Consider the following 19,725-nt stretch of genomic DNA (forward strand, 5'->3'; position numbering starts at 1 on the left):
GTTAGCAAGGGTGGTGCAGGGTGGGGGCATGGCATCGCTCAACGTCGGCAATCTTGGTGAGTACCTGCGGGACCAGCGGCGCAACGCGCAGCTGAGCCTGCGGCAGCTCGCCGAGGCGGCCGGGGTGTCCAATCCGTATCTGAGCCAGATCGAGCGCGGGCTGCGCAAGCCGAGCGCGGAGGTGTTGCAGCAGGTCGCCAAGGCCCTGCGGATCTCCGCCGAGACGCTGTACGTCCGTGCCGGGATCCTGGACGCGGAGCGCGACCGGGACGAGGTGGAGACGCGTGCGGTCATCATCGCGGACCCGACGCTCACCGAGCGGCAGAAGCAGGTGCTGCTCCAGATCTACGAGTCCTTCCGCAAGGAGAACGGGTTCGAGATCAAGACCGTCGAGGACGCTCTGGACGTCACGGACGCCGACACGACAGGCGCAGCGGACGCAACAGCCGTAACGAATGGTGGGGACACCGTCGTTGACAGGGCCCGCACGGCCGACGGCAGCGATGCCGCAGAGAACGATCCGCATGACCCGCACAACCCGCACAGCCCGTTTGACAAGCATTCCTCCGCCGGCTGACCGAGTCCGGCACGACCGGGCGCGGCACGGCCGAGTCCGGTACGGACCGGCCCGATCTGCCCGGTCGGCCGCGGAGTACCGACAGACAAACCCTCACGCTCCACGCCTTAGCGATTCCGGGAGGACCGCCACCATGGCCATCACCGACGACCTGCGCAAGACCTTCAGCGACCCGACCCCGCTCTACTTCGCCGCAGGCACGGCCGACCTGGCCATCCAGCAGGCCAAGAAGGTGCCCGGCATCGTCGAGCAGCTTCGTGCCGAGGCGCCGGCCCGTATCGACGCCGTTCGCGGCATCGACCCGAACGCCGTCCAGGAGAAGGCCTCCGCCCGTGCCAAGGAGGCGCAGGAGACCATCCAGACCCGGGTGAGCGGCTTCATCACCAACCTGGACACCGACCTGAAGAAGATCGGTGAGTCCGCTCAGGACCTCGCCCTGCGCAGCGTCGGCGTCGCCGCCGAGTACGCCGTGAAGGCGCGCGAGACGTACGAGAAGGTCGCCGAGCACGGCGAGCAGACCGTGAAGACCTGGCGCGGCGAGGCGGCCGAGGAGATCGAGGAGCTGGCCATCGCCGTCGAGCCGAACACGGCGCCGGTCGAGGTCAAGGACGAGAAGCCCACCGAGGTCAAGGCCACGCCCGCCCCGGCCAAGAAGCCGGTGGCCAAGCCCGTGGCCAAGAAGGCCCCGGCCCGCAAGACCACCGCCGCCACCAACGCCACGGCCAAGAAGACGACGCCGCCCGCGAAGTAGGCGCGAGCTCGGGCTGAAGCGAGCGGCAAGTGAGCGGCAGGGGATACAAGCCGTAACAGCGGACCCGTGTCACGCGAACGGGCCGGGGACTCCGGGCACTATCGGAGTCCCCGGCCCGTTCTGCGGGTACGGTGACCGCGTAGGGACGACGACTCGACTCGGGTGGTGGGCACATGCTCTTGACGGCATTCGGCGGCCTCATGTGGCTGCTCTTCACCGCCATGCTGGTGCTGGCGGTGGTGGCGCTGGTCATGGCCGGTCTGGCCCGCGACGACGCCTACCGTGCCGCGAACAAGCAGAGCAAGATGTTCTGGCTGGTCATCCTCGGTGTCACGGTGGCCGTGAACCTGCTGGTCCCGATGGTCTTCCTGCAGATCGCCGGCCTCATCGCCACGATCGTCTTCTTCGTCGACGTCCGGCCCGCCCTCAAGCAGGTCTCGGGTGGCGGCGGCCGTCGCGGCGGCGGCAGCAGCAGCGACGGTCCGTACGGTCCCTACAACGGCGGGCGCTGAGCCCCGGTCTCGAAAGCCGAAAGCCGAAAGCCGAAAGCCGGAGGCCGAATGCCGAATGCCGGAGGCCGGGCGTTTCGGAAGCCCCGGGGGCCGACCGGCCGGCAGCAGGCTCTTGGCGCCCGACGCCCGGCACCGAGCACCTCGACAGAACCCTCGCGCCAGGTCTCCCTTGCCCGGGCAGTGACGGCCCCGGACCGGACGTACGTACGTACCCGACGCACGTACCGGACGCCGTGCCCTGCGCCTACGCCATACGGTCCAGCAGCAGTACCGCCACGTCGTCCGTCAGCTCCCCGCCGTTGAGGTCGCGCACCTCGTTCACGGCGGCGCGCAGCAGTTCCTCGCCGCGCAGGCCCTGGGCCAGCTGGCGGCGGACCATGTCCACCATCCCGTCCTGGCCGAGCCGCTCCCTGCCCTCGCCGGTCCGGCCCTCGATCAGGCCGTCCGTGTAGAGCATCAGACTCCACTCGCCGCCCAGCTCCACCTGCTGGCGCGGCCACCGGGCGTTCGGCAGGAGACCGAGCGCCGGGCCGCCGTTCTCGAACGGCAGCAGCTCGGCGACGGGGGGTGCATCGATCACGCCCGTACCGTCGACGCCCGCCAGTGCCCGGGAGCGGGCCGGGCGCGAGATCAGCGGAGCGGGATGGCCCGCCAGGCACAGACCCGCGCGGCGGCCATCGGGTGCGATGTCCACCGTGCAGAGCGTCGCGAAGATCTCCTCGCTGTCGCGCTCGTGCTCAAGAACCTGCTGGAGCGTCGACAGCAGCCGGTCGCCGCACAGGCCCGCCAGCGTCAGCGCGCGCCACGCGATCCGCAGCTCCACACCGAGCGCGGCCTCGTCGGGGCCGTGCCCGCAGACGTCACCGATCATGGCGTGCACGGTGCCGTCGGGAGTGCGGACGGTGTCGTAGAAGTCGCCGCCGAGCAGCGCGCGTGAGCGGCCGGGCCGGTAGCGCGCGGCGAACCGCAGCGAGGAGCCCTCCAGGAGCGGGGTGGGCAGCAGACCGCGCTCCAGCCGCGCGTTCTCCTGCGCGCGCAGCCTGGACTCGGTCAGCCGCCGCTCGGCCCGGTCGGAACGCTTGCGTTCGACCGCGTAGCGGATCGCGCGGCTCAGCAGCCGGCCGTCCAGCTCGTCGCGGAAGAGATAGTCCTGGGCGCCGACGCGCACGGCTTCGGCGCCGCGCTCGGTGTCCTCGGACGCGGTGAGCGCGAGGACGGCGTGCCGGGGCGCGAGCCGCAGCACGTGCTTGAGCGTGGCCAGCTCGTCGTCCGCCTCCTCCGCTGTGGCCGCCGGGCCGGGGGTCCGCAGCGCGAGGTCGAGCAGGATGCACTGGACGTCGTCGGTGAGCAGCCGCTCGGCCTCGGTGAGGTTGCGTGCGGTACGGACGCGGATCTGCTTGCCGGCCGCGTCCCGCAGCTCGGGCACGGTCAGCGCGCCGGCCGGGTCGTCCTCGATCACGAGCAACGTCAGCGGGGCGGTGCCGGTGACGGCACCGCCGCCGTGGCCGGTCTCGCCGTGGCCGGTGTCGGTGCCGCGCCTCGTCGAGGGCGGCGCCTGGCCGGACGGCTCGCCGGGCGCGGGTACGGGTGCGGGCGCGGCCTGCGCCGGTCCGCCGGAAGAAGACGCGGCGCGAGCCTGACCACCTTCCACGGCGGGGATCGCTCTCTGCCGCGGTACGGGTACGGGCATCGTCTTGGGTTCCTTCCCTCCCCCCGAGGGCATGGCGGGCCGAGGGACCTCGACCCACCGACGGGGACCATAGCGTCAGGCGCCGCCCCATAGGAATGGCGTAAGGATGCACGTGTCGAATGCAGCCACCGTCATATGCCGCATCCTGTACCGCAATTGGGCAGGATGTGCGCTTGTACGGGATGACGTACATCACGCCCCGGTGGTTGATCGGTGGCCCGGAACGTGCCGCGCATCACGTGCGGCAGGTCACGCGAGCGTGACACCCGGCCGGACCCGGTACGGCACCAATGCGACAAGCCTCGCTCGACGGGACGTATGCCCCTCACCCTGTCGGGGCGCCTGGCGCGGGTGCGCTCCTGCCGGGGCGGGCGGGCCCCACTAGTCGGGGCGCACCACTCCGAGTATCGGCATCGAGCCCGCTCCCGCGATCGTCACCGTACGGCCGGGCCGGGGTGCGTGGATCATCGCGCCGTCGCCTATGTACAGCGCGACGTGGCTGGCGTCGGAGTTGTAGATGATGAGGTCGCCCGGGCGCATGGCCTCGACGGAGACGCGGTCGAGCTGCTTCCACTGCTCCTGCGAGGTGCGGGGGATGCCCTGCCCGGCCGCCGCCCATGCCTGGGAGGTGAGACCTGAGCAGTCGAACGTGTTCGGTCCCTCGGCGCCCCACTGGTAGGGCTTGCCGATCTGTGCCGTCGCGTACTCCACGGCCTTCTTGCCCTGGGTGGTGGCCTTGCCGCTGACGTCATCCAGGACGCCGGAGCTCAGCCAGTTCGTCTGCGCCTCGTACGCGGCCTGCTGCTCCAGCTTCGCCAGGCGCTGCTTCTCTTCCTTCTCCAGCGCCGACTCGACCTTCTCGGCGGCGGCGATCTGCTTCTTGACCTTCTTCTTGGCCTTGGCCTTCGCCTCGCGGTTGGCCTCCAGCTTCTTCCACTGGGCCGCCGCGTCGCGCGCGTACTGCTCCAAGTCGTCCTGGGTGCGGCGCATTTCGGCGAGCAGGCCCTTGGTCGCCTGCTGACCCTGGCGGACCCGGCCCGCACCGTCCAGGAACTCCCGCGGGTCGTCGCTGAGCACCAGCTTGGCCTCGTCCGGCAGACCGCCGCCGCGGTACTGGGCGCGGGCCGCGGCGCCCGCGCGGTGCTTCAGCTCGTCCAGCCGGGCCTTGCCCTCGACGATCTCGCGGGCGAGGCCGACGATCTGTGTGGACTGCTCCTCGGTGCGCTCCTCGGCGAGGTTGTACGCGTCCGTGGCGACCGCCGCGTCGTGGTAGAGCGTCTCCAGCTTCTTGCGGATCGCTTCAAGGTCCGCGTTGCTCGCGGGCGTTGAGGCCGGAGCCGGGGTCGGGGTGGGTGTCGGCGTGGGTGTCGGGGCCGCGTACGCCACGCCTGGCGCGGCCAGGATGGTCGCCGCGCAGGCCAGGGCCATGGCCGTAGTGGTCAGGCTCCGCACGCCGGATCCCATGGACCGACCCCCAAACTGATTTACCGTCAGTAACTTACGAACGCCTCGGGGATCGTGCCATGTCGGCGCGCATTACGACAGAGGCGGGCAAGAACTCCCTCCCCCGTACCGCCCGTTCCCTCCCCCTCACTGCCCACTAGGCGGTGATCTTCCTCGCGCTCCCCGTCAATGTGACGAACCACTCAGCGAGATCGTTCCCGTCCCGCCCCATCCCGCCCCCATCCCGTCCCCATCCCGTCCCGCCCCGTCCCGCCCCGTCCCCTCCCGCTCATCCCGTCGCGCCCCATCGCGTCGCACTCCAGCCACCGGGTTCTGCCGCGCCGGAGTTCCGCCCCGCCCCTGGCCACGCGGGCGGGTCTATGCGGGCGGGTCTGCGCGGGCGGGTCTACGCGGCCGGCGCCAACGCCTCCCACCGCACGGTCACTTCGCCCTGCCGCCAGCGCGAGACCCCGTCCGTGACCGGCCAGTCGGCCGCCAGGTCGCGGACCGACCGGATCCAGCGCTGCCGGGCGCCGTAGGAGGCGTACGGCGCGGCACTCGCCCACGCGCGGTCGAAGTCGCGCAGGAAGGCGTGCACCGGCTCGCCCGGGACGTTGCGGTGGATGAGGGCCTTGGGGAGGCGTTCGGCCAGGTCGGACGGGCGGTCCAGGGAGCCGAGGCGGGTGGCGAACGTGACGGTCCGCGGGCCTTCGGGGCCGAGGGCGACCCACACGTGCCGACGGCCGATCTCGTCGCACGTGCCCTCGATGAGGAGCCCGCCGCGCGAGACGGCGTCCGCCGGTGCCAGGCGGGCGCACAGCCGGGCCCACACCGCGGCGACCTCGGCCTCCTCGTACTGGCGCAGGACGTTCGCCGCGCGGATCAGGGACGGCCGCTCCGGCAGCGGGATCTCGAAGCCGCCGTGCCGGAACTCCAGGCCCTCCCGCTCGTACGGCTTCGCCGCCGCGACCCGGGCCGGGTCGATCTCGACGCCCACCACGCGCGCGCGTGGAGCGGCGGTACGCAGGCGCTGGAGCAGTTCGAGCGCGGTCCAGGGAGCCGCCCCGTATCCGAGGTCGACCGCCACGGGGTCGCCGGACCGGCGCAGTTCGGCGCCGTGGGTGGCCGCGATCCAGCGGTCCATGCGGCGCAGGCGGTTCGGGTTGGTCGTCCCGCGCGTGACCGTCCCCACCGGGGTCGCTGCGCGGGCTCTCATGGGGACCAGGGTAGGCGGTGCCCATCGGCGGAGCCGCCCGCCCGTCGGGCCCGCTTCCGGTGGCTCCCGGGCCCCCTCATCGGCCGGACGGTCCCATGTCCTGAGCCGGACGGCCCCGTGCTCCTGAGCCGGACGGCCTGCCGGGCTACGGGCCCACGCAGCCGAGGGTCGAACGGTTGAGCGACTTCCGGCAATGATTCGGCAAAGAGGAAATGGAGCAGAGTGCGCCGGCGTTCAAGGAGCTGGAGGGCGCCCCACGTCCTCCGTCAGGCGTGCCCGCGACACGGTCCGTGCAAGCGCGGCAAATCCGCTAAGTCCGCAGTAAGTCCGCAGCAAGGAGGAACGCCACGTGAGCCAGTACGTGAGCAGGCTCGGGCGCCGCTCGCCGGCGGCCCCGTCGAGGCTCCGGCTGCACCGCAGGCCGCGCCGCGTGGCGATGCTCTCCGTCCACACCTCGCCGCTGCACCAGCCGGGCACGGGCGACGCGGGCGGCATGAACGTCTACATCGTGGAGCTGGCCCAGCGCCTCGCCGCGATCAACATCGAGGTCGAGATCTTCACGCGCGCGACGACCGGAGCCCTGCCGCCCAAGGTGGAGCTCGCGCCCGGCGTCCTGGTCAGGCACGTGGACGCGGGCCCCTACGAAGGGCTCGCCAAGGAGGACCTGCCCGCCCAGCTGTGCGCCTTCACGCACGGCGTGATGCAGGCCTGGGCCGGACACCGTCCCGGCTACTACGACCTGGTGCACTCGCACTACTGGCTCTCCGGCCATGTGGGCTGGCTGGCCGCGGAACGCTGGGGCGCCCCTCTCGTCCACGCGATGCACACCATGGCGAAGGTCAAGAACGCCGCTCTGGCCACCGGCGACACCCCGGAACCCGCCGCCCGTGTCATCGGCGAGACCCAGATCGTCCGCGCCGCCGACCGCCTCATCGCCAACACCGCGGAGGAGGCCGACGAGCTCGTCCGGCACTACGAGGCCGAGCAGGACAAGGTCGCGGTCGTCCATCCGGGAGTGAACCTCGACCGCTTCCGCCCCGCCGACGGCCGTGCCGCCGCCCGCGCCAGGCTCGGCCTCCCGCAGGACGCCCTGATACCGCTCTTCGCGGGCCGCATCCAGCCGCTGAAGGCCCCGGACGTGCTGCTGCGCGCGGTCGCCGTCCTCCTGGAGGAGCGCCCCGAGCTCCGTTCGAACATCGTGGTGCCCGTGGTGGGCGGCCCGAGCGGCAGCGGCCTCGCCAAGCCCGAGGGTCTGCAGAAGCTCGCCGCGAGGCTGGGCATCGCCGACGTGGTGTGTTTCCGGCCCCCGGTCGACCAGGATCAGCTCGCGGACTGGTTCCGGGCCGCGTCCGTCCTCGTGATGCCGTCCTACAACGAGTCCTTCGGGCTCGTCGCCATAGAGGCGCAGGCGGCCGGTACGCCGGTGCTCGCCGCCGCGGTGGGCGGCCTGCCGGTCGCGGTGCGCCACAAGGAGACGGGCTTCCTGGTGCCCGGCCACAATCCCGTCGACTACGCGCGCGTGCTGCGCGACTTCGCCGACAACCGCGCCCTCCCGGACCGGATGGGCGCGGCCGCCGCCTGGCACGCCAAGTCCTTCGGCTGGGACACGGCCGCCACGGCCACGGCCGACGTGTACACGGCGGCGATGCACGAGCACCGTCGTCACGTACGCTCCCACCATGGCTGAGACGGCGGACGTGGAGCGGGCGGCGGGGACCGTCGAAGAGGTCCTCAAGGACGCCGAACTGGAGTGGGAGAGCCCGGAGCCCGGCCACTTCGTGGTGAAGCTCCCCGGCACCCGGAAGCTCTCCACGACCGTCTCGCTGATCGTCGGCAGACACTCCCTGTCGCTCAACGCCTTCGTGATCCGGCACCCGGACGAGAACGAGGCCGGAGTGCACCGCTGGCTCCTGGAGCGCAACCTCAAGCTCTACGGCGTGGGGTACGCCGTGGACCCGCTCGGCGACATCTACGTGGCGGGCAGGCTGCCGCTGGCGGCCGTCACCGCCGAGGGGATCGACCAGCTGCTCGGCTCGGTCCTGGAGGCCGCCGACGGCGGATTCAACACCCTCCTGGAGCTCGGATTCGCCTCCGCGATCCGCAAGGAGTACGCCTGGCGGGTGTCGCGCGGCGAGTCCACGCGCAACCTGGACGCGTTCAGTCACCTGACTCGGCGTTCGACCGACTGATCCGGTGGTCCGTACTAACTAACCGTTGCACGACCCTTTCCCGGTGCAAGGGTGCCGTGCCATGCTCACCGCCGACGCACATCTGAACTTCGTTCATATCCATGGAAGTCCCCCTCCCTGGAAGGCGGTTCGGACATGAGTGACCGTTGCGCGGGCATCACCCGGCGGGCCCTGCTCGGCAGCGCGACAGCCGTGGCGGCGGTCGCCGCTACCGGCTCACCCGCGAGGGCGGCCACCTCCCGGCCGGACACGGCCACGGTGTGGGACAACGGCCCCCGGGCGCGTACGGGCCCCGGCGCGGGGTCGGGCCAAGTGCCCGGCCTCTGGCGGGAGTTCACCCGCACCCCCTTCACCCACCCGCAGATCCCGTACGTCGGCAGAGCCGGCCACCGCGCCGGGGCGGCGCACTTCCCCCGCCGCCCCGTCGTGGCCGACGTCCGCGCGTACGGCGCCAGGGCGGACGGCTCGGCCGACTCCGCACCCGCGATCAACCGTGCCATCGCCGCTGCCGGAAGGGCCGGCGGTGGCACGGTACTCATCCCGCCCGGCACGTACCGCCTCGACGGACTGATCCACATCGGTCACTCGGACGTCGTCCTGCGCGGCGCCGGCAGCACCCGTACGACACTGCGCGCCACCAGGAGCCTCACCGAACTGATCGGCGTCTACGGCTCGCGCTACGGCGGCGACAAGTCGTCCTGGTCCTGGGCGGGCGGCCTCGTCTGGCTCTGCCCCACCGACCGCTTCACCGGCCTGACCGCCGCCATCAGGGCGAAGGAGTGGCCCTTCGAGGGCTGGACGGGCAACCGGCGCGACGAGTGGCGGACCCTGACCACGGTCGAGCCCGCACGCCGGGGCTCCTGGTCGGTGACGGTGGCGGACCCGGCCGGACTCACGCCCGGCAGGCTCGTCCTCCTGCGCCTCGCCGACGACTCCGCACACACCCTCCTGGAGCACATGGCGGGCGGCGGGCCGGGCCCGGAGGCCTACCACTGGGACGACAAGACAAAGCTGACCAGTTACGTGCCGTACGAGTGGCCCGTGCGCATCGCGCGCGTGCGGGGCAGGAAGGTCACCCTGGAGCGCCCGCTCCCGCTCGACGTACGCCCGGAGTGGGACCCGCGCCTGACCACACACGTACGGGCCCTGACGGGGTCCGGCGTGGAGGGCCTCACGATCGAGGCCGTCGAGACGCCGCAGTCGCCGCACCTCCTGGACCGCGGCTTCAACGGCGTCACCTTCCAGTGCGCGTACGACTGCTGGGCCGACGACGTCGTCGTGCGGCACATGGACAACGGCTTCGGCCTGGTGGCCGCCTCGGCCTGCACCCTGCGCGACACCCGGGTCGCGGGGCGCGGCTCCCACCACCCGTACTTCTGCCGTGAGGGTTCCCACGACAACCTCGTCGACCGCTTCACGATCGAGGAGCGCACGACACCCGCCCCCGCGGGCACCCAGCTCCACGGCATCAACGTCGAGGGGCTGTCCTCGTACAACGTCTGGTCGCGGGGCGACATGCGCATGGGCACCTTCGACTCCCACCGCGGCATGCCCTTCGCGAACGTCCGCACCGACATCACCGTCACCAACAACGGCCGCCACGGCGGCGACGCCAGCGCGGGGCCCCTCTTCGGCGGCCGCTTCACCCACTGGAACATCCGCGTCACCAACGCCCGCGCCGGCCTGATGAAGATCGACGGCCTCGCCCCGTACAGCGCCACGGTCGGCATCAACGAGGTGACGGAGTTCGACCAGATCGACGTGCCCGACTTCGCCGGGCCGCTGAACTCCCGCCTGGAGCTGTACGGGACGACGGACGCGGTACGCCCCCGGAACCTGTACGACGCTCAGCGCGAACTGACGCGGTAACGCCCGGGAGCCACCCCGACCAGCCGCTTGAAGTGCCGGGTCAGGTGCGACTGGTCGTAGAAGCCGGTCTCGGCCGCCACCTCGCCCGGCGCGCGGCCCTCCAGCAGCAGCCGCCGGGCGTGCTCCACCCGGCGCGACATCAGGTACTGGTGCGGCGGTATGCCGAAGGCGCCGCTGAACGCCCTGACCAGGTGGGCGGGGTGCGCGTGCACGAGAGCGGCGGCCTCCTGGAGGGTCACGCCCCGCAGGAGGCGTTCGTCGAGGAGCTCGCGCAGGCGGTGGGCGAGCGGGTGGTCGGCCGCCAGTGTGTCCGGGGCGGGCCCGGGCCTCAGATGGCCGCGCAGCCGCTCGCCGATCAGGGTCAGCCTGCTCTCCGCCTCCAGTTCGTCACCGGGCTGGGCGAGGGCGGTGTGCAGCTGCCCGACGCGCCGGCGCAACACCGGATCGAGGAGCTCCGGCGTGTCCACGGCCGCGCCGATGTACGTCTCGTCGAGCCTGCTGAGGTCCAGGTACAGGACGCGTTTGCGGAAGCCGTACGGGGTGACCGGCGAGCCGTTGTGCGGGACGTGCGGCGGGAGCAGCGAGACCGTGCCGTCCGGGGTGCCGTGCTCGTGCCGGTCGAGGTCGTACCGCACGGCCCCGGCGTCGACGATCAGCAGCGTCCACGCGTCGTGCACGTGCATCGGATACGCGTACTCCGTGAAGTGGGCGTGGAAGACCTCCACGACACCCGGCACGCGCGGGCGCCAGGCGGAGACTTCTCGCTGGGCCACCATGCAAAGAACGTACAAGACGAGGTCGCACGGGGGTCGGCAGTCTCGAAGCATGAACGCCGACGCCTCACGCACCGAACCCACCGCCCCCGCGCCCACCGCATCCGCAGCCTCTGCCTCCACCTCCGCCGCCTCTGCCTCCGCCGGCTCCCGGACCACCGCTCCCGGACCCGTCCGTTTCGACACCAAGATCGCCGTCCTGCTGCGGGAGGACCTGGAGCCGTGGCAGCGGCTGAACGTGACCGCGTTCCTCGTGAGCGGGCTCGGCACGGCGGTGCCCGAGGTGGTCGGAGAGCCGTACGAGGACGCCGACGGTGTCGGCTACCTGTCGATGTTCCGCCAGCCGGTCCTGGTCTTCGAGGGCACGAAGGAGACGCTGACGGCGGCCCACGCGCGCGGGCTGTCCCGGGCGCTCCCCAGGGCGCTCTTCACCTCCGACCTGTTCGCCACGGGCAACGACCGCGACAACCGCGCGGCGGTACGGGCCGTACCGACCGCGGACCTGGACCTGGTCGGCCTCGCCGTGTACGGCCCCCGCAACGCGGTGGACAAGGTGGTGAAGGGCGCACGGATGCACCACTGAGACACGAGGACGGCCTACGGGGCCGGGACATACGGGGCCGAGACCTACGGGCGGCGCGGACCGGTCTACGCGGGGCTGACCTCGGGCTTCGCGGCCAGGGGCACCTCGGCGACGGGCACCTCGGCGACGGGCTCCTCGGTGGAGGTCTCCTTGACGGCGGTCTCCTTGACGACGGGCTCCTCGTCCGGCAGCCGCCGCATCAGCATCCCGTACCCCACACCGGCCGCCGTACCGACGACCGCGCACAAGCCCCACAGCCACTGCGCCCCGTACCGGTCGATGATGACACCGGACATCACGGGCGCGACGAGAGCGGCGACGGACCACGACATCGTGTACATGCCCTGGTAGCGGCCGCGGCCGTGCGTGGGGGAGAGCCGGACGACGAGGCCGGTCTGGGTGGGCGCGTTGACGATCTCGGCGAGGGTCCACACGCAGATCGTCAGCGCGAAGACGCCGACCGAGCCCGCGAAGGCGGTGAGCCCGAACCCGTATCCGGCGAGGAGGGACGACACGACGAGGAGACGCCGTGGGTCCCGGTGCTCGATGAAGCGGGTGACCGGGATCTGCAGGACGACGATCAGGACGCCGTTGACCGCGATCGCCATGCCGTAGTCGGCGGGCGTGAACCCGGCCTCGCCCATCGCCACCGGCAGACCCACGAACCCCTGCTGGAAGATCAGCGCGACGAGGAAGGACAGCCCGACGACACCCATGAAACGCCCGTCACGCAGGACCGTGCCGAGGCCGACCTCGGGTTCACCGGCCGCCTTCGGAACCCGCTCGGGCCGCGACTCCGGCAGCTTCGCGAAGATGACGATCGCGCAGGCCATCGTCATCCCGGCCTCGATGAGGAACCCGGCGAGGTAACTGGACTGCGCGATGAACCCGGCCGCCATGGAGGAGACGGCGAACCCCAGGTTGATCGCCCAGTAGTTGAGGGAGAAGGCCCGGACACGGTCCTCGGGCCGGACGATGTCGGCCATCATCGCCTGCACGGCGGGCCGGGAGGCGTTGCTCGTCATACCCACCAGGAAGGCGACGGCGGCGATGGCGACCGGGTGGTGCACGAAGCCGAGCAGCGCGACGGAGACCGCGGTGGAGGACTGGGCGATGAGCAGGGTCGGCCGGCGTCCGAGCCGGTCCGTCATCACGCCCGCGCCGAGTGAGGAGACGACTCCGCCGAGCCCGTGCAGCGAGGCGACGAGTCCGGCGTACGAGGCGGAGTAGCCGCGCTCCAGCGTGAGATAGAGGGCCATGAAGGTGGCGACGAACGCGCCGAGCCGGTTCACGAGGGTGCTCGTCCACAGCCACCAGAACTCGCGGGGGAGCCCGGAGACGGTCTCACGGGCGGCACGTCTCAAGGACGTGAGTGACATCGGGACCCCCAGGTACAGGTGAGCGGAGCGACGCAGGCCGTGTAAGTGGCTCGGGCGGTGCGCACAACTTACGAGTACGGCTTCGGCGGGGGCCACTCAATTAACAGAACCTGTCAACTGACGGTGGGCGGCGGGGAGTGGGCGGTGGGGCGTGGGGAGTGGGCGGAGGGCGGAGATACCGGCGGCCGTGCCGGTAGTGGTGCCGGTAGTGGTGCCGGTCGGTTTCCGTCGCCTGTCCGACTCCCGGGCAGGCGCGCGGGCGATCCGAGGCTTCGATTACGCTCGGGGCCATGGCCGACGCACCGTACAAGCTGATCCTCCTCCGCCACGGCGAGAGCGACTGGAACGCGAAGAACCTGTTCACCGGCTGGGTGGACGTCAACCTCACGGAGAAGGGCGAGAAGGAGGCAGTCCGCGGCGGTGAGCTGCTGAAGGACGCCGGCCTGCTCCCCGACGTGCTGCACACCTCGCTCCAGAGGCGCGCCATCCGCACGGCGCAGCTCGCGCTGGACTCCGCGGACCGCCACTGGATCCCGGTCCACCGCTCGTGGCGCCTGAACGAGCGCCACTACGGCGCCCTCCAGGGCAAGGACAAGGCGCAGACCCTCGCGGAGTTCGGCGAGGAACAGTTCATGCTGTGGCGCCGCTCGTACGACACCCCGCCGCCCCCGCTCGAGGACGGCACGGAGTTCTCCCAGTCGGACGACCCGCGCTACGCGACGATCCCGCCGGAGCTCCGCCCCCGCACGGAGTGCCTGAAGGACGTCGTCGTCCGCATGCTCCCGTACTGGTACGACGGCATCGTCCCGGACCTCCTCGCGGGCCGCACGGTCCTGGTCGCCGCCCACGGCAACTCGCTGCGCGCCCTCGTCAAGCACCTCGACGGTGTCTCGGACGAGGACATCGCTGGCCTGAACATCCCGACGGGCATCCCGCTCGCGTACGAACTCGACGCCGAGTTCAAGCCCCTCAAGCCGGGCGGCACGTACCTGGACCCGTCGGCGGCGGCGGCAGCGATCGAGGCCGTCAAGAATCAGGGCAAGAAGAAGTAGACAGGCACGAACTAGCCCCCTACCTGCGGGTTCTCCGTTGGTAGGGGGCTTGTTGCTGTACTGGGGCCGCGGCCGGGTCGTGGGAGGGTGCGGTGCGGCGGCGCAGGTGGAACAGGCCGGACGGAGTGCTATGGCGGGCAATGTCCCAGCCGCAACTGAGCGTGTACCGAGTCCATAGGCCTTGCTTTGGCTCGTGCGGCAAGATCCTCGAAATAGACCATTGCCCTGGTCGTGAGCATGCGCTCTTTGTAGATGTACGGGGCCAAGGCGTCCCACATGTTCACGATGTTCAAGCCGTAGGAGCCAATGATCAGGCGTTCCTCCACCACCCCAAAGGAGACGAGCTTACCCACGTCGTCATAGAAGAGGCTGACTCGGCGGATGTCGCGCTTCACCTCAGGCGGCAGGCTCCTGTACCCCTGATCAGGTGCATGCTCAATGGCGAGGCGTGTGGATATGTACTCGATTGCTCGGGAGAACTCGGGTTCTCTCGTTTCCTTGAAGAGCTGGAGGACAATGGGCAGGACGTTGGAGTTCTGTGCCAGTCGTAGTTGGCGCCGCGAAACAGCCACCGAAGTAGCCAGAGCGATCACTGCGACCAGGACAGCCCCTAAGTTCAGTGCGAGCGACAGACCCATGTCAGGAGGCTAGCCGCGTAGGAGGTCCTCAAGAAGAGTCCGTGGTGGCAGGGTTCACATAAAGGGCAGCGACTGCTTTACGGGTGCGTTCCTGACTGGACGGCATGAGGAGTGCGTACACGCGGAGCGTCAGGGCCCGGGTCCGGAGTGGCCGAGGTACTCGGCGAGGGCTTTGATGTTCTCTCCCGCGTCCAGCAGAACTGAGGCGTAGAAGTGGCGCAGCGCGTGCATGCCGTTCTCGCGCGCTCGACGTACAGATCGGCCCCGCTCAGGCACCGGGATCACTCCGGCGCTGGCCAACGTCCGCTTCCATGCCTCCTCGTTTAGCGAGGTTCCCTCTCAACGCCGTTCCGCCGACCTCAGACCTCCGGTGCCCCGAACCTGACTCGCTCCATCAGGTCGATGACGTAGTGCACGATTTCCGCCGGGTTGTTCGTTGCGGCGAAGATCCGGCGGTCAACACCCAACTCAGGATTGAATTTCTGTGAGTACATCACGACGGGCCGATCGACGTTTCGGCCCTCTAACTCACGCAACATGCTGATCCCCGCCCGAGGATCTCCATCACGATCTATGTCGCTCAGAATGACGTCGTACGAGCCATGCCGCAGCGCGACCAATCCTTCGTCGGTTGAACGAGCCGTGTCCACGACCATTTCCATAGACCGGAAGAGGCTGATCAAGGCTCCGTTGTGCTCAGGATGATCGTCGATCCAGAGGATCCTGCCGCCCCTCAGTGTGGCGGCTGCGTGCTCAAGTCTGCCCAGGACTCCACGCCTCATGTTTGGCGTCACCGGGGTGTCGCTGTGCTCGGCGACCTGGTCGAGCAGTTGACCAGCCATCTCGACCTCAACCCCGAGAGCCCGCAGTGCTGTAACCCGGGGAACCAAGCTATGAATGATCGTCCCTCGCAACGACAGAAAGGCGACGACGGCGAAGGTCACCCAGAGGAGGCTGGGCAACGTGCCAATCAACTTGATCCATATCGCTTCCGGCATGTGGCCATGATCGGCCCTGGCTGCGACTGTTGCAGAGCAAACGAAACATCAGCCGGATCCTCTGCACCATGCAAGGTCGTACAACAACGGCAGAGGGCACCGGAGGTGACCTGTCCCGGGCTGCTTAGACGGTCCCTGGCAAGCACCAGAAGAGAGGAGCCGCGCCGAGTAGGGCGGTTGGTGGCATGCGAGACCGTCTCAGTTTCCGTCTCATTCAGCGCCGTTCACGGCGGTTCAGACAAGACCGAAGACGGTGGCCGCTCCCACAGCAGACTGCCCGTGAACGCAGGTGAAGACCCCTGCCCGCAGTCCAACACCCCACCACCCCAGCTGGAAAGCGTGTTGGAGCATCGGCGGGATCGCCCGCGCGGTCGATTTAGGGCACGGTATCCCTCGGTTGTGTTACAGCTGCCTGGGGTCCTGTCCCAGGGTGACCGGATCTTCTGCTCGTAGTCGAAACGCTGCATAGACGCCCAGGCTTTTGCGCGCCGCGACGTAGAACTCGTCACGCTTCTCCTGAAACTGTCTGAACGCTCGCTCCCAGTCTTCTGCCGTACCCGAGCGCATGTCACGAACGAACTGCTCCAGTACCCAGGCGTGACGTTGCAGCGCTCTCGCTGCCGAGATGGTGTCCGCGTCTCCCATCAGGAGCACCGCCTCAAACGCGTACCCACGCTCCAGTTCGGCGTCAGCCAAGCGCTCAAGGCCGATGTCCTGGGGCAGTGGTTGGGGAAGGTCGAAGAGCCCCTTGCCCGCTGCCAGACGGCCGGCCATCGAGGTGAACCTCTTGATGGCATCGGCGTATCGGAGGTAGGCCTCCAGACGGCGTTCGTCCCATCTCGTTGAGAGTTGGCGCCGCCAGCGGGATCTCTCCATCAACGCCCCGCCAACGTAGGAGGCGGCTGCGCCAACGAGCACACCCATCAGAGTGAACAGCTCTCCTGACATGTCCCCCTGCCGATCGGATAGGCGCCGGATGGAGACTACTTGCGGAGAGCCATAGCCGAAAGAGCGATCTTCGCCGGTCGTTGGGAGAGGGGACGTTTCGGGCGACCTGACGCTGTGGTCTGAGCACCGCACCACAGCCGCACCAGGTCGAGCGGGGAACAGCGGGGAATCACGGTGAAGTCGTTCCCGACCGATCGGGTATCAGGTAGGCGGTTCGCCCCAGCCAATGCCTCAACCGCCCGCAATCGACCGCAGCTTCCCAATCTGATGTTCAGTGCCGGCCACGACTGTGAACTGGTCATCAGGTGTTCGCTGCCCCACGCTCGGAAAGTTGGTGGAAGCGTCGTACCCCACGACCAGGGCAGTTCGCCGCCGGCCCATCGTGGCTTCGGTCGACAGCACCCGCTTGGGAAACCGATCACCGGGTGCGGCAGAACTCTTGAACGTTCGGTGGAAGCCGTCAGCAGCAGTGGCCTTCTTCTCCGCCGATAGAGGGCTTGTTGCTGCTTCGGCTCAGTAGCGACGTACTCACTGCAAAAGCGGGCAGGAAGCGGCCAGATGTGCGCATCCGGCTTGTCGGGTGCGGCTCCTGCCTAGCTTGAGCGGATGCTCAAGGCGTTCCTCATCAACGTGCTGCCGGTCGTCATCGCCGTGGTCGCCATCGCTGTGCCCACGTGGATCAGTGTCCGGCAGACGCGGATCAGCCGGCACGTGAACAACATCCAGGCGATGATCAACCTGCTGGACGAGTTCCGGGCGGCCACGTTTCACGACCAGCACGACTACGTGTGCAACCAGCTTCGGCAGGAACACGACCCCGCTGAGGGGGTGCGTGGGCTTCCCGGTGAGGCGAAGGCGGCCTTCTGCAACGTCGTGTACTACTACCAGTCCTTCGCCACCCTGACCATCTTCCATCTCGTGGACGAGGACCTGTTCCTGCCGCTGCTGCGTCACCGGATCCGTGACGTCTGGACGGCCGCCCAGCCGTACGTGGAACGAGAGCGCGAGCTGCGAGGCAGTGACAGTTCCTATCTCTCGGCGTTCGAGGAACTCGCGCATCGGTCGGCCGCGCTGCCTCACACGTACATCCACGACCGCATTCTCGACACCCGGCGTACCCGGCGGACCTGGCGAAGGTGGTTCCCCCTCTGGGCCGGCCGCCGACGTTCCACACCGCACGTCACCGGTCGATCAGGCCTGCCGCCCGCCGCAGCCACGCGTCGAGAGTGACGAAGTCCGGATCGCCGAGACCCTGGCGGGGATCGACGCGGTGGAGCAGCGCGTGTCCTTCGTGCTGGGCGGAGACCCACGCCCGGTCCGTTTCGGTGATCTCGTCGTCGATCCAGGCGAACGAGCGGCCTGCTGCCAGGTCGACGAGGGCACGGGTCTTCCAGTGCAAGCCGTTCCGCTCGTCCCGCTCGTCCACGTCGGAAGGCTCCGGCCAGGTCACCACGGGCAGCTGCGGCAGGCCCAGGCGTGGTGCGACGCACTCGTTCGCGTCGGCCATCCATGTCGTGGCCCAGACCAGCTCGCACGGCAGCGCTGCCAGCCGGGGCCCGAGCCCGGGATCGATCCTGGCCAGCAGCGGATTCGAGCCGCTCTCCCACGGTTCGGGACCGGTCGGACACGTCCGGTACTGCTGTGGCGCCGCCCCGAAGGGAATGAGTGGTCCGTCGACATCGAGGAACAACAGTGGACGTCGTACGGAGCTGGAGCCGGTCACGGCAGCACTTTGACATGCTCCTCGGGCCGAAGCCCAGGGGTTCCAGCCATCCGGGCAGGGAGCAACAAGCGAAAGGGCCCCGCACCTGAAGCGGGGCCCGTTCGCGGTCGTATGCCGCCGTTCGTACGCCACGTCTCGGTGGCTAGCTCAGTGGCTACCGCGGTGGCACGCCGGTGTCGTACGGCGTTACTTCTTGCTGCGGCGTGTCAGCCGCACTGGCAGGGGTTGCCGGACTGGCACCCGCATCCGCAGCCCGAGCCGCAGCCGCAGGCGCCGAAGAGCGGCAGGCTCTTGATCTCGGCGGGCTGCTGCGTCTCGCGCTCCTGGGTCGGGTCGGGCGTGGTGGGGGAATCAGCCATGGGTCCCTCCTCGAAGGCTTGTGCCTACGCCCATTGCATGCCCACCAGGTCGGGCGCATCAACGGCGCACAGAGGCTCGTACGCCCCTGCGGGAAAGCCTCACGCCCCCCAACGCCCTCCATACGGGCGGCACGAGCCGCGGCAAACGCGGTGAACGCCGTGAACGCGGCGCTCGCCAGCCCGCCCAACCGCCAGCCCGCCCGACCTTCAGTCAGTCAGTCAGCCGACCGGACCGCCTGGCCGGCCCACGGCCAGCCCTCCCCGGGAGGGGCCTACGCCCCTTCGACCTGCGGTGTGGTCTGGAGACCGTCGGCGTGTTCGCCCGTCACCAGGAACACCACCCGGTTCGCCACCGACACCGCGTGGTCCGCGAACCGCTCGTAGTAGCGGCCCAGCAGCGTCACATCCACCGCCGTCTCGATGCCGTGCTTCCAGCGGTCGTCCAGGAGGTGCTGGAAGAGCGTGCGGTGGAGGAGGTCCATCGCGTCGTCGTCCTGCTCCAGCTGGAGGGCGAGGTCGACGTCCTTGGTGACGATGACCTCCGCCGCCTTGGCCATGAGCCGCTGCGCGAGCTGGCCCATCTCCAGGATCGTGGCGTGCAGGTCATGCGGAATGGCACGCTCCGGGAACCGCAGCCGCGCCAGCTTCGCCACGTGCTGGGCGAGGTCGCCGGAGCGCTCCAGGTCGGCGGACATACGGAGCGAGGTGACGACGATCCGCAGGTCCGTGGCGACGGGCTGCTGCCGCGCCAGCAGGGCTATCGCCCGAGCCTCGAGGTCGTGCTGGAGATCGTCGACCTTCTGGTCGGCCGCGATCACGCTCTCCGCGAGCTTCAGGTCGGAGTCGAGGATCGCCGTCGTGGCGCGACCGATCGCCGACCCGACGAGGCGGGCCATCTCGACCAGGCCCTCGCCGATCGAGTCAAGTTCCTCGTGGTACGCGTCCCGCATCAGGATGTCCCTTTCCTACGTCTGCTTCGGGGGGCTCACAGGGGCTCGTGAACCCCACGCTCCCACGGTCCGGCC

Annotated in this window: 20 protein-coding genes and 1 pseudogene; 9 read left to right on the forward strand and 12 right to left on the reverse strand. The window is 69.8% G+C overall.

Features of this window, described 5'->3' with window-relative positions; all coding sequences use genetic code 11:
- The first annotated feature begins 28 nt into the window (after positions 1-28).
- The 3 genes from KUF83_RS08695 to KUF83_RS08705 all read left to right on the forward strand — a co-directional run bounded on the left by KUF83_RS08695 (position 29) and on the right by KUF83_RS08705 (position 1,840).
- Positions 29-577 (forward strand): helix-turn-helix domain-containing protein, encoded by a 549-nt coding sequence (locus KUF83_RS08695; RefSeq protein ID WP_217454006.1) that lies wholly within the window; start codon positions 29-31, stop codon positions 575-577.
- A 133-nt stretch (positions 578-710) separates the two neighbouring features.
- A complete protein-coding gene (locus tag KUF83_RS08700) occupies positions 711-1,328 on the forward strand; it encodes a hypothetical protein (RefSeq protein WP_217454007.1) in 618 nt (205 codons plus the stop codon).
- A 173-nt stretch (positions 1,329-1,501) separates the two neighbouring features.
- On the forward strand, positions 1,502-1,840 hold the full coding sequence (locus KUF83_RS08705) for a DUF2516 family protein (protein WP_217454008.1): 339 nt from the start codon (positions 1,502-1,504) through the stop codon (positions 1,838-1,840).
- 244 nt (positions 1,841-2,084) lie between these two features.
- Here KUF83_RS08705 and KUF83_RS08710 read toward each other — a convergent pair whose 3' ends face one another.
- The 3 genes from KUF83_RS08710 to KUF83_RS08720 form a co-directional block, all read right to left on the reverse strand.
- Entirely contained in the window at positions 2,085-3,530 is a 1,446-nt protein-coding gene (locus KUF83_RS08710) for a PP2C family protein-serine/threonine phosphatase (RefSeq protein WP_217454009.1), read from the reverse strand.
- Positions 3,531-3,911: 381 nt separating this feature from the next.
- Positions 3,912-4,994 (reverse strand): C40 family peptidase, encoded by a 1,083-nt coding sequence (locus KUF83_RS08715; RefSeq protein ID WP_217454010.1) that lies wholly within the window; start codon positions 4,992-4,994, stop codon positions 3,912-3,914.
- Between the two features lie 385 nt (positions 4,995-5,379).
- Positions 5,380-6,189 (reverse strand): class I SAM-dependent methyltransferase, encoded by an 810-nt coding sequence (locus KUF83_RS08720; protein ID WP_217454011.1) that lies wholly within the window; start codon positions 6,187-6,189, stop codon positions 5,380-5,382.
- A gap of 349 nt (positions 6,190-6,538) precedes the next feature.
- Between KUF83_RS08720 and mshA the strand changes: the two genes are divergently transcribed.
- The 3 genes from mshA to KUF83_RS08735 all read left to right on the forward strand — a co-directional run bounded on the left by mshA (position 6,539) and on the right by KUF83_RS08735 (position 10,247).
- Positions 6,539-7,876 carry a D-inositol-3-phosphate glycosyltransferase gene (mshA, locus tag KUF83_RS08725; protein WP_217454012.1) on the forward strand — a complete coding sequence of 446 codons (1,338 nt, stop codon included), beginning with the start codon at positions 6,539-6,541 and terminating at the stop codon, positions 7,874-7,876.
- Positions 7,869-8,378: a YbjN domain-containing protein gene (locus tag KUF83_RS08730; protein WP_217454013.1), complete on the forward strand. Its 510-nt coding sequence runs from the start codon at positions 7,869-7,871 to the stop codon at positions 8,376-8,378. Before mshA ends, KUF83_RS08730 begins: the two co-directional genes overlap by 8 nt.
- A gap of 135 nt (positions 8,379-8,513) precedes the next feature.
- Complete coding sequence (locus KUF83_RS08735) at positions 8,514-10,247, forward strand: glycoside hydrolase family 55 protein (protein WP_217454014.1); 1,734 nt, start codon at positions 8,514-8,516, stop codon at positions 10,245-10,247.
- Here the strand turns inward: KUF83_RS08735 and KUF83_RS08740 are convergent.
- On the reverse strand, positions 10,226-11,023 hold the full coding sequence (locus KUF83_RS08740; RefSeq protein WP_254643563.1) for an AraC family transcriptional regulator: 798 nt from the start codon (positions 11,021-11,023) through the stop codon (positions 10,226-10,228). The two genes, KUF83_RS08735 and KUF83_RS08740, sit on opposite strands and share 22 nt — an antisense overlap.
- A 49-nt stretch (positions 11,024-11,072) precedes the next feature.
- Between KUF83_RS08740 and KUF83_RS08745 the strand changes: the two genes are divergently transcribed.
- Positions 11,073-11,603 carry a DUF2000 domain-containing protein gene (locus KUF83_RS08745; protein WP_217454016.1) on the forward strand — a complete coding sequence of 177 codons (531 nt, stop codon included), beginning with the start codon at positions 11,073-11,075 and terminating at the stop codon, positions 11,601-11,603.
- 65 nt (positions 11,604-11,668) lie between these two features.
- On the opposite strand, the gene KUF83_RS08750 is transcribed toward KUF83_RS08745, so the two are convergent.
- The gene (locus KUF83_RS08750) at positions 11,669-12,982 is read right to left on the reverse strand and encodes an MFS transporter (protein ID WP_217454017.1); all 1,314 of its coding nucleotides are present in this window, start codon (positions 12,980-12,982) and stop codon (positions 11,669-11,671) included.
- Positions 12,983-13,272: 290 nt separating this feature from the next.
- Here KUF83_RS08750 and KUF83_RS08755 point away from each other — a divergent pair, with 290 nt between their 5' ends.
- Positions 13,273-14,034, forward strand: a complete 762-nt coding sequence (locus KUF83_RS08755) for a phosphoglyceromutase (RefSeq protein WP_217454018.1) — start codon at positions 13,273-13,275, stop codon at positions 14,032-14,034.
- A 128-nt stretch (positions 14,035-14,162) separates the two neighbouring features.
- Here the strand turns inward: KUF83_RS08755 and KUF83_RS08760 are convergent, their stop codons facing one another.
- The 4 genes and pseudogenes from KUF83_RS08760 to KUF83_RS08775 all read right to left on the reverse strand — a co-directional run bounded on the left by KUF83_RS08760 (position 14,163) and on the right by KUF83_RS08775 (position 16,618).
- Positions 14,163-14,672, reverse strand: a complete 510-nt coding sequence (locus KUF83_RS08760; RefSeq protein ID WP_217454019.1) for a DUF4760 domain-containing protein — start codon at positions 14,670-14,672, stop codon at positions 14,163-14,165.
- A 28-nt stretch (positions 14,673-14,700) separates the two neighbouring features.
- Positions 14,701-15,005 (reverse strand): annotated as a pseudogene (locus tag KUF83_RS08765) (site-specific integrase); the annotation flags it as partial.
- A 26-nt stretch (positions 15,006-15,031) separates the two neighbouring features.
- Positions 15,032-15,670, reverse strand: a complete 639-nt coding sequence (locus KUF83_RS08770; protein ID WP_217454020.1) for a response regulator — start codon at positions 15,668-15,670, stop codon at positions 15,032-15,034.
- 402 nt (positions 15,671-16,072) lie between these two features.
- The gene (locus tag KUF83_RS08775) at positions 16,073-16,618 is read right to left on the reverse strand and encodes a hypothetical protein (RefSeq protein WP_217454021.1); all 546 of its coding nucleotides are present in this window, start codon (positions 16,616-16,618) and stop codon (positions 16,073-16,075) included.
- A gap of 606 nt (positions 16,619-17,224) precedes the next feature.
- Between KUF83_RS08775 and KUF83_RS08780 the strand changes: the two genes are divergently transcribed.
- On the forward strand, positions 17,225-17,848 hold the full coding sequence (locus KUF83_RS08780; RefSeq protein WP_217454022.1) for a hypothetical protein: 624 nt from the start codon (positions 17,225-17,227) through the stop codon (positions 17,846-17,848).
- On the opposite strand, the gene KUF83_RS08785 is transcribed toward KUF83_RS08780, so the two are convergent.
- From KUF83_RS08785 to phoU, 3 genes are all read right to left on the reverse strand, one after another.
- Positions 17,799-18,341, reverse strand: coding sequence for an HAD domain-containing protein (locus KUF83_RS08785; RefSeq protein ID WP_217454023.1), 543 nt, complete (start codon positions 18,339-18,341; stop codon positions 17,799-17,801). The two genes, KUF83_RS08780 and KUF83_RS08785, sit on opposite strands and share 50 nt — an antisense overlap.
- A 206-nt stretch (positions 18,342-18,547) precedes the next feature.
- The gene (locus KUF83_RS08790; RefSeq protein ID WP_217454024.1) at positions 18,548-18,700 is read right to left on the reverse strand and encodes a hypothetical protein; all 153 of its coding nucleotides are present in this window, start codon (positions 18,698-18,700) and stop codon (positions 18,548-18,550) included.
- A gap of 272 nt (positions 18,701-18,972) precedes the next feature.
- On the reverse strand, positions 18,973-19,650 hold the full coding sequence (gene phoU / locus KUF83_RS08795; protein ID WP_217454025.1) for a phosphate signaling complex protein PhoU: 678 nt from the start codon (positions 19,648-19,650) through the stop codon (positions 18,973-18,975).
- Between the last annotated feature and the right edge of the window lie 75 nt (positions 19,651-19,725).

Source organism: Streptomyces sp. BV286 (assembly GCF_019090165.1).
In the GTDB taxonomy this organism is placed as follows: Bacteria; Actinomycetota; Actinomycetes; order Streptomycetales; family Streptomycetaceae; genus Streptomyces.